13 protein-coding genes are annotated in these 15,182 nt (G+C 73.3%); 8 read left to right on the forward strand and 5 right to left on the reverse strand.

The genetic code is table 11. The annotated features are described in order from the left end of the window. Position 1: 1 nt before the first annotated feature. Entirely contained in the window at positions 2–1,798 is a 1,797-nt protein-coding gene (gene pknB / locus ACN28A_RS14180; RefSeq protein ID WP_421395632.1) for a Stk1 family PASTA domain-containing Ser/Thr kinase, read from the forward strand. Positions 1,799–1,881: 83 nt separating this feature from the next. Here the strand turns inward: pknB and ACN28A_RS14185 are convergent, their stop codons facing one another. The 4 genes from ACN28A_RS14185 to ACN28A_RS14200 are packed head-to-tail and all read right to left on the reverse strand — an operon-like array spanning position 1,882 to position 5,859. Next, positions 1,882–2,532: an aminodeoxychorismate/anthranilate synthase component II gene (locus ACN28A_RS14185; protein ID WP_421395633.1), complete on the reverse strand. Its 651-nt coding sequence runs from the start codon at positions 2,530–2,532 to the stop codon at positions 1,882–1,884. Between the two features lie 7 nt (positions 2,533–2,539). Next, positions 2,540–2,845 carry a hypothetical protein gene (locus tag ACN28A_RS14190; protein ID WP_421395634.1) on the reverse strand — a complete coding sequence of 102 codons (306 nt, stop codon included), beginning with the start codon at positions 2,843–2,845 and terminating at the stop codon, positions 2,540–2,542. A 6-nt stretch (positions 2,846–2,851) separates the two neighbouring features. After that, positions 2,852–5,053, reverse strand: a complete 2,202-nt coding sequence (locus ACN28A_RS14195; RefSeq protein ID WP_421395636.1) for a class E sortase — start codon at positions 5,051–5,053, stop codon at positions 2,852–2,854. Beyond that, positions 5,050–5,859, reverse strand: a complete 810-nt coding sequence (locus ACN28A_RS14200; RefSeq protein WP_421395637.1) for a DUF881 domain-containing protein — start codon at positions 5,857–5,859, stop codon at positions 5,050–5,052. The genes ACN28A_RS14195 and ACN28A_RS14200 overlap by 4 nt, the downstream gene beginning before the upstream one ends. 225 nt (positions 5,860–6,084) lie before the next feature. On the opposite strand from ACN28A_RS14200, the gene ACN28A_RS14205 reads away from it, so the two are divergent. The 4 genes from ACN28A_RS14205 (at position 6,085) to ACN28A_RS14220 (ending at position 10,720) form a co-directional block, all read left to right on the forward strand. Next, entirely contained in the window at positions 6,085–6,348 is a 264-nt protein-coding gene (locus tag ACN28A_RS14205) for a cell division protein CrgA (RefSeq protein WP_421395639.1), read from the forward strand. A gap of 221 nt (positions 6,349–6,569) precedes the next feature. Continuing rightward, complete coding sequence (locus ACN28A_RS14210; RefSeq protein WP_421395641.1) at positions 6,570–8,729, forward strand: (Fe-S)-binding protein; 2,160 nt, start codon at positions 6,570–6,572, stop codon at positions 8,727–8,729. Positions 8,730–8,831: 102 nt separating this feature from the next. Then, positions 8,832–10,085 carry a sensor histidine kinase gene (locus ACN28A_RS14215; protein WP_421395642.1) on the forward strand — a complete coding sequence of 418 codons (1,254 nt, stop codon included), beginning with the start codon at positions 8,832–8,834 and terminating at the stop codon, positions 10,083–10,085. After that, positions 10,076–10,720: a response regulator gene (locus ACN28A_RS14220; RefSeq protein WP_421395643.1), complete on the forward strand. Its 645-nt coding sequence runs from the start codon at positions 10,076–10,078 to the stop codon at positions 10,718–10,720. Before ACN28A_RS14215 ends, ACN28A_RS14220 begins: the two co-directional genes overlap by 10 nt. 110 nt (positions 10,721–10,830) lie before the next feature. Here ACN28A_RS14220 and ACN28A_RS14225 read toward each other — a convergent pair whose 3' ends face one another. Further along, complete coding sequence (locus ACN28A_RS14225) at positions 10,831–11,496, reverse strand: DedA family protein (protein WP_421395644.1); 666 nt, start codon at positions 11,494–11,496, stop codon at positions 10,831–10,833. A 203-nt stretch (positions 11,497–11,699) separates the two neighbouring features. Here ACN28A_RS14225 and ACN28A_RS14230 point away from each other — a divergent pair, with 203 nt between their 5' ends. From ACN28A_RS14230 to ACN28A_RS14240, 3 genes are all read left to right on the forward strand, one after another. Then, entirely contained in the window at positions 11,700–12,428 is a 729-nt protein-coding gene (locus ACN28A_RS14230) for a hypothetical protein (RefSeq protein WP_421395645.1), read from the forward strand. A 277-nt stretch (positions 12,429–12,705) separates the two neighbouring features. Further along, entirely contained in the window at positions 12,706–14,142 is a 1,437-nt protein-coding gene (locus ACN28A_RS14235) for a hemolysin family protein (RefSeq protein WP_421404374.1), read from the forward strand. After that, positions 14,139–15,179: a hemolysin family protein gene (locus ACN28A_RS14240; RefSeq protein WP_421395647.1), complete on the forward strand. Its 1,041-nt coding sequence runs from the start codon at positions 14,139–14,141 to the stop codon at positions 15,177–15,179. The genes ACN28A_RS14235 and ACN28A_RS14240 overlap by 4 nt, the downstream gene beginning before the upstream one ends. The last annotated feature ends 3 nt before the right edge of the window (positions 15,180–15,182 follow it).

Below are 15,182 nucleotides of genomic sequence, written 5' to 3' on the forward strand. Positions count from 1 at the left end.
GATGACGGCGCAGGCCCGCCTGCTGGGTGGCAGGTACCAGGTCGGCGAGCTGCTCGGTTACGGCGGCATGGCCGAGGTGCACCGTGGGCGCGACCTCCGGCTGGGCCGCGATGTCGCGATCAAGATGCTTCGTACCGATCTGGCCCGTGACGACACCTTCCAGATGCGTTTCCGGCGGGAGGCGCAGAACGCCGCCTCGCTGAACCATCCGGCGATCGTCGCCGTCTACGACACCGGCGAGGAGATCGCCCCGACCGGCGAGACGCTGCCGTTCATCGTGATGGAGTTCGTCAACGGCCGGACGCTCAAGGAGGTGCTCGCCGCCGAGGGACGGCTGATGCCCCGCCGGGCCCTGGAGATCACCGCCGACGTCTGCGCCGCGCTGGAGTTCAGCCACCGGCACGGCATCATCCACCGGGACATCAAGCCCGGCAACGTGATGATGACCCAGACCGGCCAGGTCAAGGTGATGGACTTCGGCATCGCCCGGGCGCTGGCCAGCGGCGCCACCACCATGACGCAGACCAGCGCGGTGATCGGCACGGCCCAGTACCTCTCCCCGGAGCAGGCCCGGGGCGAGGCGGTGGACGCCCGCTCCGACGTCTACGCCGCCGGCTGCGTACTCTTCGAACTGCTCTGCGGCCATCCGCCGTTCGTCGGCGACAGCCCGGTAAGCGTCGCCTACCAGCACGTCCGGGAAGACCCGCCGTCGCCGAGCGACCTGAACCCGGACGTCACCCCGCCGATCGACGCGATCGTGCTCAAGGCGCTGTCGAAGAACCCGCTCAACCGCTACCAGAGCGCGGCCGAGATGCGGGCCGACCTGCTCCGCGCGGCCGCCGGCCGGCCGGTGATGGCCACCCCGGTGCTGCGCGAGGACGAGACGATGGCGATGTCGCACACCGCCACCACCCGGGCGATCCCGGCCGGCCGGCCGATGCCGCCGGCCCGGGTCGGCGACGCCCGGCGCCGCAAGGCATCCGCCTGGGTGATCGCCACCCTCAGCGGACTCGGCGTGCTCGCCGTGATCGCCCTGGTCGCCGCCCTGATGCAGAACGCCGACAACAACGGCGGCAACCCGTCCACCGTCGAGGTGCCGAACGTGGTCGGCAGCACCCGGGAGGCGGCCGAGAACACCCTGCGCCAGGCCGACCTGACCCCCACGCTCGGCGCGGCCGACACCAGCGAGGACTGCGAGGTGGGCCAGGTCACCGCGCAGAGCCAGCAGCCGAACTCGCAGGTCGAGCCCAAGACCGAGGTCGAGATCCGGGTCTGCGCGGGCCCGGGGACGGTGGAGATCCCGGCGAGCCTGGTGGGCGGGCGCTTCGAGGCGGTCGAGAGCCAGCTCAAGGGCCTCGGGCTGACCGTGCAGCGCAAGGACGTCAACAGCGGCGAACCCAGAGGGATCGTCACCAAGGTCGACCCGGCCGAGGGCCGGGAGGTCGAGCCGGGCAGCACCGTGACCGTCGAGGTCTCCAAGGGCAACGTGGTCGAGGTGCCGAGGGTCACCGGACTCCAGGAGGACGAGGCACGGGAGCGGCTGGAGGACGCCGGCTTCAGGGTGAAGGTCGTCGACGGTGACGAGGTGCCGCCGGCCGAGGCCGGCGAGGTGACCGATCAGAACCCGCGCCCCGGGGAGAAGCGGAACACCGGGACCACCGTGACGATCACCGTCAACGTGGCGGAGGAGGACGACGACCCGCCGCCCAACACGCCCACGCCGACCCCCTCCGGACCGGGCGCCGGCGGCGGGATCTTCCCGCCGTTGAACGGTGGCACCCGGACCGAAACCCGCTGACGGTACCTGGCCCGGATCACGCGTGCCTTCCGCCGGGCGCGCCGGGGAGGCGGCCGGGATCCGGCGGGGCGGGTTCGGCCGGGTCAGGCCGTGACGAACGCGGCCCGGCGCCGGGCGTCGACCTCGGCGGCGAGCGCCGGAGCCCGGTCCAGTGCCTCGGGCAGGCCGCAGTCGGCCAGCCAGTTGGCGAGCATCAGGTGGCCGCCCTCGGTCAGCACCGACTCCGGGTGGAACTGCACCCCCTCGATCGGCAGCTCACGGTGCCGCATCGCCATCACCACGCCGGACCCGGTCCAGCCGGTCACCTCGATCTGCTCCGGCAGCGTCTCCCGGGGCACGGCGAGCGAGTGGTAGCGGGTCGCGGTGAACGGGTCCGGCAGCCCGGCCAGTACCCCCACCCCCCGGTGCCGCACCTCGGACGTCTTGCCGTGCAGCAGCTCGGGTGCCCGCTGCACGCTCCCGCCGAAGGCGGCACCGATGGCCTGGTGCCCGAGGCAGACGCCGAGGATCGGCAGCTTTCCCGCGTATTCGCGGATCACGTCGAGGCAGACGCCGGCCCGGTCCGGTGTGCCGGGTCCGGGTGAGAGCAGCACCCCGGCGACGTCGAGCCGGCCCACCTCGGCAAGCTCGACCTCGTCGTTGCGGCGTACCTCGCAGTCGGCGCCGAGCTGGCCGAGGTACTGCACCAGGTTGAAGACGAACGAGTCGTAGTTGTCGATCACGAGAACGCGCATCAGCGGCCTACCTGGTAGGACTCGGGGGCGGGGTGTTGTTCCGATCGGTGTCGTACGGCAGGTCGTGCCCGTCGCCGGGCGACTCACCGTCGAGGTTCGGATCGTCGCCATCCACCCCGGGCTCGCCGTCGACCGGATCGCCGGGAACACCGCCCTCCTGGGTGACCTGGACGTCGTCGAACGGCAGCAGCGGCTCGGCCCAGGGAAAGACGACATACCAGAGCAGGGCGAGCAGGCTCGTGACGATCAGCAACGAACCGATCAGCTTGCCCGGAGTCCCGAACGGCAGCTTGCGCCAGATCCACGCGTACACGGCCGGTCAGCCACCCAGCTCGGGCGGTCGGGGCGAGCCCACGCTCTTCGGCTCGGTACGGACCAGCTCGGCGTGCACGATCAACCGTTGGTAGTTGTCGAACTTCGGGTTGCAGGTCGTCAGGGTCAGCATCGCCTTCGACGGCTTGGCACCCGGCTTGCCCGGGACCGGCGCGACCACCTCGACCTGGGACGGCCGGACGATCCTGCTCTGCGACACGTGGTAGACGAACCAGGCGTCCCGGGACTCGACCACGATCGCGTCGCCGTCGTCGAGTTCGTCCAGCCGCCAGAAGGTGGCCCGGTTCCGGTGGCCGGCGACCGAGAAGTTGCCGACCTGGCCGGGCAGCGCGCTGCTCGGGTAGTGGCCGGGGGCGTACCGGATGTCCTTCTGGGTGACGCCCTCGACGACCACCCACTGCTTGTCCAGCTTGGGGATGTAGAGCCCGGCGATCGGCTTGCCCTGCACGGGCTTGAGCGGCTTCGGCGTGCCGGTGGCGGTCGGGGTGGGGCCGACCGTCGGGTCGGGTTCGTCCCACTGCTGGGCCAGCTGCTGGCCCAGGTCGTCCTGGTGCGCGTTGACGATCGTCGACTTGCCCCAGACCTCGTAGGCCGCGAAGAGCAGGACGACCAGGCCGAAGGTGATCAGCACCTCGCCGGTGGCCCGGACGCCGGTGCGGATCCGGGAGGCGATCGACGGCCGGGTCAGCTCGGAGTAGACGCTCTTGTAGCCCTCGCCGGTCTGCTCCGGCCGGAGCTGGACGACCCGCTCGCCGCGTCGGGGCCGCTGCTCGGCGTCCGGGTCCGGGTCGTCCGCGTCGTCGCTGCCGGCCGGGCGGGGCGGGATCGCGCCGATCAGCGCGGTGGACTCGATGTCGTCCCGGCGGGCCGTGACCGCCGGCCGGACCTGCGGCAGGGCGGTGGTGGCGGCGTCGGCTCCGGAGCCGCGCTGCGGCAGCGGGGCGGTGGTGACGCTGTCAGCTCCCGAGCCGTGCTGTGGCAGGGCGGTGGTGGGACTGTCGACCCCCGGGCCGCGTTCGACCCCCGGGCCGCGTTCGGCTCCCGGGCCGCGTTCGGCTCCCGGGCCGCGTTGCGGCATCGGGGGGATCGGTGCGGTGGTCTCGGGGTCCGGGGTCGGGACGGCCGGGATGAGTGTGGTCGGGCTGTCGGCTCGACTGGTCCGGTCGGTCTGTCCGGCGGCGTACCGGCCGATCTGGTCGGCGGCGCTCGCCGGGCCGCCGCCGAACTGGTCGGGTGCGCCGGCACGGCGCTCGGGCGTACCGCCGGAGGTAGCTCGGGCGTTGCCGGCGGATGCCACCGGCGGCGGCCAGCCCGCCGGTGCGGCGGAGGTCGGGGCAGCCGCGGCCCGGTGGCCGGGGTCGCCCGGTGGGGACGACGGCTCCCAGCGGCCGGGGTCGGCGGCAGCCGAGGGCTCCAAGGCGCCAGGCCGGACCGCCGGCTTCCAGCGGTCGGGCACCGTGTTCGGGCCAGGCGGCCAGCGTTCGGGATCGGCGGCCACGTCGTGCCGGGTGGCGGGCGGTGTCGACTCCGGACGGTCCGTCGATGGGCGGGCGTCCCGGAACTCGGGCGCGACCGGCGGGTACGGCTGCGGCCGGTAACCCTCCGGCGCGCTGCGCTGCTCGCCTGCGCGGCCGTGCTCGCCCGGACGGCCGTGCTCGCCCGGACGGCCGTGCTCGCCCGGACGGCCGTGCTCGCCCGGACGGCCGTGCTCGCCCGGACGTGGCTCCGGCGGGCCGGACGGGCCACGCCGCCCGGTCGGATCGGTCCCCGGGTAGCCGACCTGGCCCTCACCCGGGCGGCCGACGGGATCGGAGCCCGGGTGGCCGGCCCGGCCGGTGCCCGGGTGCCCGGACGGATCGGTGTCCGGATAACGGCCGGAGTGTCCCGTGGCCAGGCCGGCGGTGTCGGGCATTGCCGGCGGCGGCTGGGGTGCCCCGGTCGCTCGGCCGGGCGGCGGTGCCAGGACGTGGTCGACGGTGATCCGCACACGGCGGCCAACCGGCTCCGGACCCTGCGGCTCGGCCGGCTCCGTTCGGGGCGGGTGGGACGGGCGGGCTGCCCGGTCCGTCGGACGGTCCGACGGGTCGGCGTCGGGCAGCCGGGGGATGAACATGGTCGGGTCGTCGCCGTCCGGTGCGCGGTGCCGCCCGTTGCGGGCGGAGTTCGGGTCGCCGGTCACCGGACTCACCCGGGGACCTCGGCCGACCGGAGTCCACCGGGGCCGTCGTACGCGGGAACCGTCACCGTGGGCTCCACCGCCTCGCGGTATCCGAGGTGGTAGTGGGTGACCGCGTCCTTGAACAACCGGACCCCCTCGGACGCGGCGAGCGCTCGCTGTAGTGCGGCGGGATTGCCGATAGCGGTGATCTTGAATGGTGGTGAATAGACCTGGCCGTGCAGGAGCAGGGTGTTCCCCACGCAGCGTACCGCGCTGGTGGAGAGGACACGGACACCCATGATTGTCATCGCCTCGGCACCGCCGGCCCAGAGTGCGTTGACCACGGCCTGTACGTCGCCCTGGTGCACCACCAGATCGTCGTTGCGGGCGTCGTCGGGCAGCTTGCCGTCGGCCGACTGCGGTGCGTCGTCGAGCTCGACGGAGATTCCCGGGCCGGTCAGCGCGGTGAACCCGGCCGCCTGCCGGCTGCGCGTGGCCCGGTCCCGTTGGGCCGCCACCCGGCTGTCGGAGCCGCCGAGCGACTCGGTCTGGCTCTCCACCTGGTCGCGTAGCGCGGCGGCCCGCGCCTGGCCCGAGGTCACCTGGTCGCGGCGGTTCTCGATGAGCTGCGCCAGCTCGGGGCGCCGGTCCTCGCGCAGCGAGGTGCCCCCGGCGGTGGTGGCCGTGGTGGTGAAGAGCAGACCGGCGGCGAGCGCGATCAGGGGTACGCCCACCGACCACCCGGGGCGGCGCTCGGCCGACCGCCGGGGCAGCAGGCCCACGGCGGCGCGGCGGATCACCTTCCGCCAGGAGGCGACGCCGGAGGTGTACTCCATCGGGTCTTCCCCTTCACGACTATACTGATTTGATAATTATGTCCCAATCGCGGGAATTACCGAGGGGATCCGGGCGTTCAACCATCTGTACCCGGCTGCCCGGGTCCGTGGCCTGAACGGGTTCTCGCGACTACGCTAGCTGTCGAACATTATTGGCCATGGACCGTCGCCCTTGCGTCCGGTTGTCAGGCCGGACGAGGATCACCACCCCCTCAGGAGAGCGCCGTGCCAAAGTCTCAGGTACGTAAGAAGAAGGTGTACACCCCGCCGACGGACGTCCGTCCCACGTCCACCGCGGCGACCCGCAAGCCTAGCCCGATCTGGTTGCCGGCCACGGCGGTCGGTTTGATCGTCTTCGGCATCGGCTGGCTGGTGGTCTTCTACCTGTCCGACATGGAATACCCCGTCGCCACCTGGCGGTACTGGAACCTCGCCATCGGCTTCGGCGCGATGGTCGGTTCGCTGGGCCTGCTCTCCCGCTGGCGTTGACCCGGACCACTCACTGACCTGGGCCGCCGTCGGTTCTCGCCGTCGCCCGTCTCGGGCACTCGCCCCGTCTTCGGGTGCCGTCGTGCGGGTTGCGAGGATAGTCACGTTACCAACGAGTAACCTCGCCGCGTAGGCTGCATACATCGCCGCCGCCGCCGGTCGACCGACCGCCGGCCCGCGGCAGACAAGGTCAGGCAGCAGGGACGGGGAGGCCAACACGCATGGGCAGCGTCCAGATCGTCACCACGGTCCTCGCCGCCGGCATCACCGCGGTCGCGGTGTGGCTGGCGGTGCGCGCGGTGCTGCGGATGACCGCGGTGATCCGGTTCGGCCAGCCCGACCCCACCCGGTTCGGCGACCGGGGCGTACGGGCCCGGAACATGCTCGTGGAGACGCTCGGCCACACCCGGATGCTGCGCTGGAGCGTGGTGGGCGCCGCGCACTGGTTCGTGATGGTCGCCTTCGTGGTCCTCTCGCTGCTGGTCCTGGAGGCGTACTTCGAGGTGGTCACCCCGACCGGCGGCCTGCCGCTGGTCGGACACTGGGTCGGCTACGGCCTGGTCACCGAGCTGATCGGCGTCCTCGGCGTCCTCGGCATCGGCGTGCTGATCGGCATCCGGCTGCGCAACCGGCCGGGCAACCCGGAACGCCGGTCCCGGTTCACCGGCTCGACCATGTGGCAGGGCTACTTCGTCGAGGCGGTGGTGCTGGCCGTACTGGTCTGCGGGTTCCTGATCCGCGGCTTCAAGGTCGCCACCGACCACTTCGAGTTCCCGGCCTGGGCCACCCCGGTCAGCCACGCCGTCGGCGCGCTGCTGCCGGCCTGGGAGTCGGGAACCAGCGTCACCGCCCTGGTGAAGATCGCGATCTCGATGACCTGGGTCATCGTCATCTCGCTGAACGTCACAATGGGCGTCGCCTGGCACCGGTTCGCCGCCTTCCCGAACATCTTCTTCAAGCGCGACCCCGGCCGGCCCGGCTCCGGGCTCGGTGCGCTGCGCCCGATGACCAGCAACGGCAAGCCGCTGGACTTCGAGGAGGCGGATCCGGAGTCCGACCAGTTCGGGGTCGCCCAGGTCGAGCAGTTCAGCTGGAAGGGACTGCTCGACTTCACCACCTGCACCGAGTGCGGGCGCTGCCAGTCGCAGTGCCCGGCCTGGAACACCGGCAAGCCGCTCTCGCCGAAGCTGCTGGTGCTGTCGCTGCGCGACCACGCGTACGCGAAGGCGCCGTACCTGCTGGCCGGGGGTGGCAAGGACCTGGCCGGCGAGGAGAAGGCGACCGAGGCGCAGCTCGCGGGAGTCGACGTACTCGCACTGGCCGAGGCGAACCGGCCGCTGGTCGGGGGCGCCGAGGAACTCGGGGTGATCGACCCGGACGTGCTCTGGTCGTGCACCACCTGCGGCGCCTGCGTCGAGCAGTGCCCGGTCGACATCGAGCACGTCGACCACATCGTCGACATGCGCCGCTACCAGGTGCTCATCGAGTCCAGCTTCCCGTCCGAGGCCGGCGTGATGCTGCGCAACCTGGAGAGCAAGGGCAACCCGTGGGGTGCCCCGCCGAACACCCGGGAGGACTGGACCAGGGGGCTCGACTTCGAGGTGCCCCGGGTTGGCGAGGTGGACGACTTCGAGTATCTCTTCTGGGTCGGCTGCGCCGGGGCGTTCGAGGACCGGGCGAAGAAGACCACCCGGGCGGTGGCCACCCTGCTGCACTCCGCCGGAGTGAACTTCGCCATCCTCGGCGAGGGCGAGACCTGCTCCGGCGACCCCGCCCGGCGGATCGGCAACGAGTTCGTCTTCCAGATGCTCGCCCAGCAGAACGTCGAGACCCTGAACGAGGCGTTCGGCGACCGCGAGCCGGCCAAGCGCAAGATCGTGGCCACCTGCCCGCACTGCTTCAACACCCTCGGCAACGAGTACGGCGAGCTCGGCGGGCAGTTCGAGGTCGTGCACCACACCCAGTTGCTGGCCCACCTGGTCGCCGAGGGCCGGCTCACTCCGGTGCAGCCGGTGGACGGCGGGCTCACCTACCACGACCCGTGCTACCTGGGCCGGCACAACCGGGTCTTCACCCCGCCCCGCGAGGTGCTCGGCGCGGCGGCGGCCGACGGGATCACCGAGATGCCGCGCAACCAGGAACGCTCCTTCTGCTGCGGTGCCGGCGGTGCCCGGATGTGGATGGAGGAGCGGATCGGCAAGCGGATAAACGTCGACCGGGTCGAGGAGGCGATGTCGACCGGGGCGAAGACGATCGCGGTCGGCTGCCCGTTCTGCTCGACGATGCTCACCGACGGGGTCAACGGCAAGGCGGCCGGCGAGCAGGTCGAGGTGGTCGACGTCGCCACCGTACTGCTCCGCTCGGTCAGGCCTGGAGCCTGACGGCGGGCACCCCACGGCAGGTACCCGACCCGACTCCGGCCGGGGGCTGTGGCGATCCGGCGCCTCCGAGCTGTGGAAACCCGCAACGGTAGCCTTCGGGATGTGCCGCAGCACGGGATCGGGATCGGGATCGGGACGACGGACGCGGTGCCGGACGGATCGGCCGGCTCCCCGGGCCGCGCCGCGTGGTGGGGCCAGCCGGCCGACCGCCCGCCCCGGCGCTCGTTCCGGTCCGGCCTGCGCCTCGGCACCGGGGTACTGCTCGGTGCCGCCACCGCGCTCGTCGACCTCGGCTACCTGGCCGGCGCCGTACCCGGGTACGCCGTCCTCGCCAGATTTCCCAGTTCCCGCCGCCGGTTGGCCGGGCTCGCCCGTCGGCTCGCCGAGTACGACCGGCGGCGGGTGGAGCGGTATTTCGGGGACAGTCCGGCCGGTACGGTCAGCGACGCCCGTGCGGTGGGCTATCTCGCGGCCCGCGCTCCGGTCGGCATACTCGGCGGAATCGTGTTGCTGATGATGCTGTACGGCGCGATCGTGGTCGGCGCCGTGATCGTCGGCTGGCTGGTCGGCCGTCCGGTGGACGACATCGAGGCCACGCCGGTGATCGTGGTGTATTTCGGGGTGCTGGCCGTGGTGCTGCTCTTCCTCGCCGTGCAGGGTGTCGTCGGCGTGGCGGCGCTGGATCGCCGGCTGGCCCGGAGGTTCCTCGGGCCGAGTGGCCGGGAGCTGCTGGAGCGCCGGATCACCGAGCTTTCCGCAAGCCGGGCCGGGGTGCTGGCGGCGGTCGACGCGGAGCGGCGCCGGATCGAGCGGGACCTGCACGACGGCGTACAGCAGCGGCTGGTCGCGCTCGGCATGCTTGTCGGCCGGGCCCGCCGGACCACCGACCCGGCCAGGGCGACCGAGCTGCTGCGCCAGGCGCACGAGGAGTCCGCCCGGGTCCTCGACGACCTCCGCGAGGTCGCCTGGCGGGTCTATCCGACCGCGCTGGACAACCTGGGGCTGGCCGACGCGCTGGCCCGGGTCGCCGAGCACGCCGGGCTGCCGGTCCGGGTGGACTGCCGGCTGGTCGGCCGGCCCGCGCGGGAGGTCGAGACGGCCGCGTACTTCGTGGTCTCGGAGGCGGTGACGAACGCCGCCAAGCACGCCCGCGCCGGCCAGGTCGAGGTCGCGGTCGCGGTCCGGGAGGGGCGGTTGGTGGTGACGGTGGTCGACGACGGGGTCGGCGGGGCCGACCCGACCGGCGCCGGCCTGTCCGGGCTGGCCCGCCGGGTCGCCGCGCTGGACGGCCGCCTCCGGGTGACCAGCCCGGCCGGCGGGCCCACGACGATCGAGGCGGAGCTGCCGTGCGGGTGATGCTGGCCGAGGACTCGACCCTGCTGCGGGAGGGGCTGGTCCGGCTGCTGGCCGAGGAGGGGCACCAGGTGGTTGCCGCCGTCGGAAACGCGGGCGCCCTGGTCGCGGCCGTCGCGGCGGACCCGCCGGACGCGGTGGTGGCGGACGTACGGATGCCGCCGACGCACACCGACGAGGGGCTGCGCGCCGCACTGGAGATCCGTCGCCGCTGGCCCGCCGTCGGGGTCCTGGTCCTCTCCCAGTACGTCGAGAAGCGTTACGCCGTCGAGTTGCTGACCAGCTCCAGCGGCGGGGTCGGCTACCTGCTGAAGGACCGGGTGGCTCAGGTCGGCGAGTTCCTCGACGCGCTGGCCCGGGTCGGCGAGGGCGGCGCCGCCTTCGACCCGGAGGTGGTACGCCAACTGCTGGCCCGGACCAGCCACACCGACCCGCTGGCCCGGCTGACCGTACGCGAGCGGGCGGTGCTGGACCTGATGGCGCAGGGGCACACCAACGCCGCCATCGCCGGGCAGTTGCACGTCTCGCAGAGCGCCGTCGAGAAGCACGTGAACGCCGTCTTCGACAAGCTCGACCTGGCCCACGTCACCGGCTACAGCCGGCGGGTACTCGCCGTCCTCCGCTATCTCGGCGGCTGAACCGCGCGGCGGGACCGTGCGGCAGAAGCCGCCTGGCAGAACGTTCGAAACCGCTGCTCCTGTGGAGCGCAGGGCCCTTCCCGCCCGGGGAAGGGCCCTGCGGCGCCTCGTCACATCCGGTGCCGGCTCTGCGGGCGGTCGCGCCGGGCCAGTCGGGCGACGACGAACCAGCCGACCGCGACCGCCACGGCCGCGATCACGACCTTCTGGAAGACGCTGGCGTACTCCTCGACCAGGTGCCAGTTCTCGCCGAGCAGATAGCCGGCGAAGACGAAGACGGCGTTCCAGATCAGGCTGCCGAGGGCGGTGCAGAGCAGGAAGGTGCCCAGCCGCATCCGCTCGATGCCGGCCGGGATGGAGATCAGGCTCCGGAAGATCGGGACCATCCGGCCGAGGAAGACCGTCTTGACCCCGTGCCGGAGGAACCACGCCTCGGTGCGGTCCACGTCGGCGAGCTTGACCAGCGGCAGCCGGGCGGCGATCGCCCGGGTCCGCTCCCGGCCGAGCAGCGCGCCGACGTAGTAGAGGGCCAGCGCGCCGACCACCGAACCGACGGTGGTCCAGAAGATCGCCGACCAGAGGCTCATCTCGCCCCGGCTGGCGGCGAAGCCGGCCAGCGGCAGGATGATCTCGCTGGGCAGCGGCGGGAAGAGGTTCTCCAGAGCCACCGCCAGGCCGGCTCCGGGGGCACCGAGCCGGTCCATCAGGTCGGTCGCCCACTCGGCGATCCCGGACAGGGTCGGTTCGGCGGCCAGCGGAGTCGTATCATCGATCATGAATCCGACGCTAGCCGGTGCTACCTGTCCGAACCCTGTGGAGCGGCGCCCGATCGCCTGCCGCGCACCACAGTCACGGACTGCGGTGAACCACATACGGCGTCCGTTCGTACCTGTCGATATCGCCACCGCCGTCGGCGGTCCGGCGACCAGGCGATGACGGGCCGGGAACGGCCCTGGGACCGCGAGGAGGCGGACGCCGCGTGGCGGAAAGCTCAGCACAGTGGACGGTTGCGGAGTCGAGCGGACGGCACCGGAAGGCCGGGGCGGACGACCGCCGGGCCCGTTCCAACCGTCGGCTCCGGCTGGTCTCCACGGTGGGTCTCGGAGCCGGGCTGCTGCTCCTCGCCATCCCGCTCGGGGCGGACACCCTGCGCACCATGGTCTGGGGTGGCGGCACCGAACCGGGTGTCGAGGTGCCGGCGGCGGTGACCAGCCCGCCGGGGCCGGGCGGCGAGCCGCCGCCGGCATCGCCGACCCCGGACACCGCCGGGCCGACCGGTACGCCCGGACCCACCCCGACGGCGACCCCGAGCCCGACCTCCCGGGCCGGCGGTGCCGGTGCGTCGACCCCGCCCGCACCGCCGACACCGTCGCGGCCACCGCTACAGGGCGCGGCGGTACCCACACCATCCGCGACCGCCAACCCGCCCTCGCCGGCCGCCCCGCCGCCCACGCCGGCGCAGCCCGAGCTGCTCGGCCCGGACGGCCGGGACGGGCTGACCCGGATGATGGATCGCTACTGCGACGAGCATGTCGCGGCGAGTTGGGCGGACACCCGTGGCGACGGCGGCTGGGAGTGCGACCGGCTGCTGCTGCCGTCCCGGACCGTCGACATCGACCGGGCCTGCCGGGACACCTACGGCGACGACGCGTTCGCGCAGAACCCGGACACCCGCGACCCGTTCGGCTGGCGCTGCTTCCGGCGCTGACCCACCCCGGGCCGGCCGGCTCACGATCGCCGCGGCCCGGCGCTGCCCACCCGGGGCGGCCGACCCAGCAACGCCGTGGCCCGACGCTGGCCCACCCCGGGGCGGCAGGCTCACGACCGCCGGGGCGCGGTGTCGGCCGACTCCGGACGGCCGGCTCGCCAGTACCGGGGTGCGGTGCTGGCCCGCGCGTGGACACCGGGCAGCCGACGCCTGGTCGGGCCGGTACTGTGCTCGATAGCCACGGGCGGGACGCAACCACGGTCGAGGTGAACCAGTCATCGACGCCCTACTCCTCAGCACCCTGCTGCCGCTGGCCGGCTTCGCCCTGCTGACCGCCGGCAACGCGTTCTTCGTCGCCGCCGAGTTCGCACTGGTCACAGTGGACCGGTCCGAACTCGACCGGCGGGTGGTCGGCGGGGACCGGCGGGCCGGCACGGTCCGCAAGGCGCTGCGGGAACTCTCCTTCCAGCTCTCCGGCGCGCAGCTCGGGATCACCATCACCGCCCTGCTGACCGGCTATCTCGCCGAGCCGGCCCTGGCGAAGCTCTTCACCCCGCTGCTCCGGCCGGTCGCCGGGGACGCCACCTCGCGGGTCACCCCGCTGCTGGCGCTGGCCCTGGCCACCCTGCTGTCGATGCTCTTCGGCGAGCTGGTGCCGAAGAACGCCGCGCTGGCCCGGCCGATGCCGGCCGCGCTGGCCACCGCCGGGCCGATGCGGACGTTCTCCCGGATCTTCGGCTGGCTGATCCGGGCGTTGAACAACTCGGCGAACTGGCTGGTCCGCCGGCTCGGCGTGGAGCCGCAGGAGGAGTTGGCCAGCGCCCGGTCCCCCGAGGAACTCGGCCTGCTCGCGGCGATCTCCGCGCAGGCCGGTGCGCTGCCCCGGGAGACCGCGATGCTGCTGCAACGGACGATCCGGTTCGGCGACAAGCGGGCGGCCGAGGCGATGACGCCCCGGGTCGACGTGGTCGCCCTGCCGGCCACCGCGCCGGTCGCCGAGCTGCTGGCCCTGGCCCAGCAGACCGGCCGGACCCGGTTCCCGGTCTACGAGGAGACCGTCGACCTGGTCACCGGGGTGGCCGGGGTGGTCGAGGCGCTCGGCGTGCCACCGCACCGGCGGGAGTTCACCACGGTGGCGGCGGTGGCCCGCGAGCCGGTCTACGTGCCGGAGAGCCTGGATCTGGACGGCGTACTCGCGGCGCTGCGCGCGGCCGGGGCGGACCTGGCGATAGTTGTCGACGAGTACGGCGGCACCGACGGGGTGGTCACCGTGGAGGACCTGGTGGAGGAGCTGGTCGGGGAGATCGCCGACGAGTTCGACCCGGTCGCCGAGGAGCCGGTACCGGTCGCCGGCCGGCCCGCCCCGGGTGGCGCCGGTTCCGCCCCGGGTGCCGCCGGAACCGTCGAGTACACCGCCGGGGCCGGGCGGGGCGCGGTCGAGGAGCGGCCGGTCGAGCTGACCGCCCCGGGTGGGGAGCGCGCCGTACTCGTCGACGGGGTGCTGCGCGCCGACGAGCTGGCCGAACAGGTCGGCTTCCGGCTGCCCGAGGGGCCGTACGAGACGTTGGGCGGCTTCCTGCTGGCCCGGTTCGGGCACATCCCGAAGGGCGGCGAGACCGTCGAGGAGCAGGGCTTCGAGTTCACGGTGGTCGAGGTGGTCCGGCACCGGATCGAGCAGGTCCGGGTGGTCCGCCCCGACGAGGCGGCCGGATGAACCTGCTGGTCACGCTCGGGCTGCTGCTCGGCAACGCCTTCTTCGTCGGCAGCGAGTTCGCGCTGATCGCGTCGCGGCGTACCGTGCTCGAACCGCTGGCGGCCGGGTCGCAGCGGGCCCGCTGGGCGCTCTCGGCGATGAACCAGATCCCGCTGATGATCGCCGGTGCCCAGCTCGGCATCACCATCTGCTCGCTCGGCCTCGGCGCCATCGCCGAGCCGGCCCTGGCGCACCTGCTGGAGGAGCCGTTCCACGCGGCCGGGCTGCCCGACCGGGTGGTGCACCCGGTCGCCTTCGTGATCGCGCTCGGCGTGGTGGTCTTCCTGCACACGGTGATCGGCGAGATGGTGCCGAAAAACATCACCCTGGCCGGGCCGGAGCCGTCGGCGCTCTGGCTCGGGCCGGCGATGCTGGCCTTCTGCGTGGCGACCAAGCCGCTGCTGTTGGCGATGAAGTGGACCTCGGCCCGGATCCTGGGGCTCTGGCGGATCGAGGCGACCGACGCGGTGAAGACGGTCTTCACCGCCGAGGAGTTGGCCGGGCTGGTCGCGCAGGCGCGTACCGAGGGACTGCTCGGCTTCGAGGAGCATGCCCGGATCACCGCCGCGCTGGCGCTGAACCGGCGTACCGCCGCCGACGCGCTGCGCCCGTGGGCCAGCGTCACCACGGTGGCCGAGGACGTCTCCCCGGCCGCCCTGGAGGTGCTGGCGACCCGGACCGGCCGGTCCCGGTTCCCGGTGGTGCAGCGGGCCGACCGCCGGGTGCTGGGCTTCGTGCACGTGAAGGACGTCCTCGGGTACTCCGGCGCGGCCCGCCGGGCACCGGTGCCGGCCGAACTGCTCCGGCCGCTGGCCGTGGTGCCGCCGGAGCGCAGCCTCGCCGACCTGCTGCTGTCGATGCGCCGGGAGCGCCGGCACATGGTCCTGGTCAGCGACGGGCGGGTGCCGATGGGGGTGGTCACCCTGGACGACGTGCTCACCGCCGTCGTCGGGACGACCACCGACCCCACCGGCACCGGCCAGCCCGCGCCGGCCTGACGG

The organism is Plantactinospora sp. WMMB782 (genome assembly GCF_049179135.1).
Lineage (GTDB): Bacteria > Actinomycetota > Actinomycetes > Mycobacteriales > Micromonosporaceae > Plantactinospora.

What these genes read in the sequence shown, in the direction of transcription:
- pknB (WP_421395632.1), top strand. Translation starts at nt 2, where the DNA reads ATGACGGCGCAGGCCCGCCTGCTGGGTGGCAGGTACCAGGTCGGCGAG.
- ACN28A_RS14185 (WP_421395633.1), bottom strand. Translation starts at nt 2,532, where the DNA reads ATGCGCGTTCTCGTGATCGACAACTACGACTCGTTCGTCTTCAACCTG.
- ACN28A_RS14200 (WP_421395637.1), bottom strand. Translation starts at nt 5,859, where the DNA reads ATGGAGTACACCTCCGGCGTCGCCTCCTGGCGGAAGGTGATCCGCCGC.
- ACN28A_RS14210 (WP_421395641.1), top strand. Translation starts at nt 6,570, where the DNA reads ATGGGCAGCGTCCAGATCGTCACCACGGTCCTCGCCGCCGGCATCACC.
- ACN28A_RS14225 (WP_421395644.1), bottom strand. Translation starts at nt 11,496, where the DNA reads ATGATCGATGATACGACTCCGCTGGCCGCCGAACCGACCCTGTCCGGG.
- ACN28A_RS14240 (WP_421395647.1), top strand. Translation starts at nt 14,139, where the DNA reads ATGAACCTGCTGGTCACGCTCGGGCTGCTGCTCGGCAACGCCTTCTTC.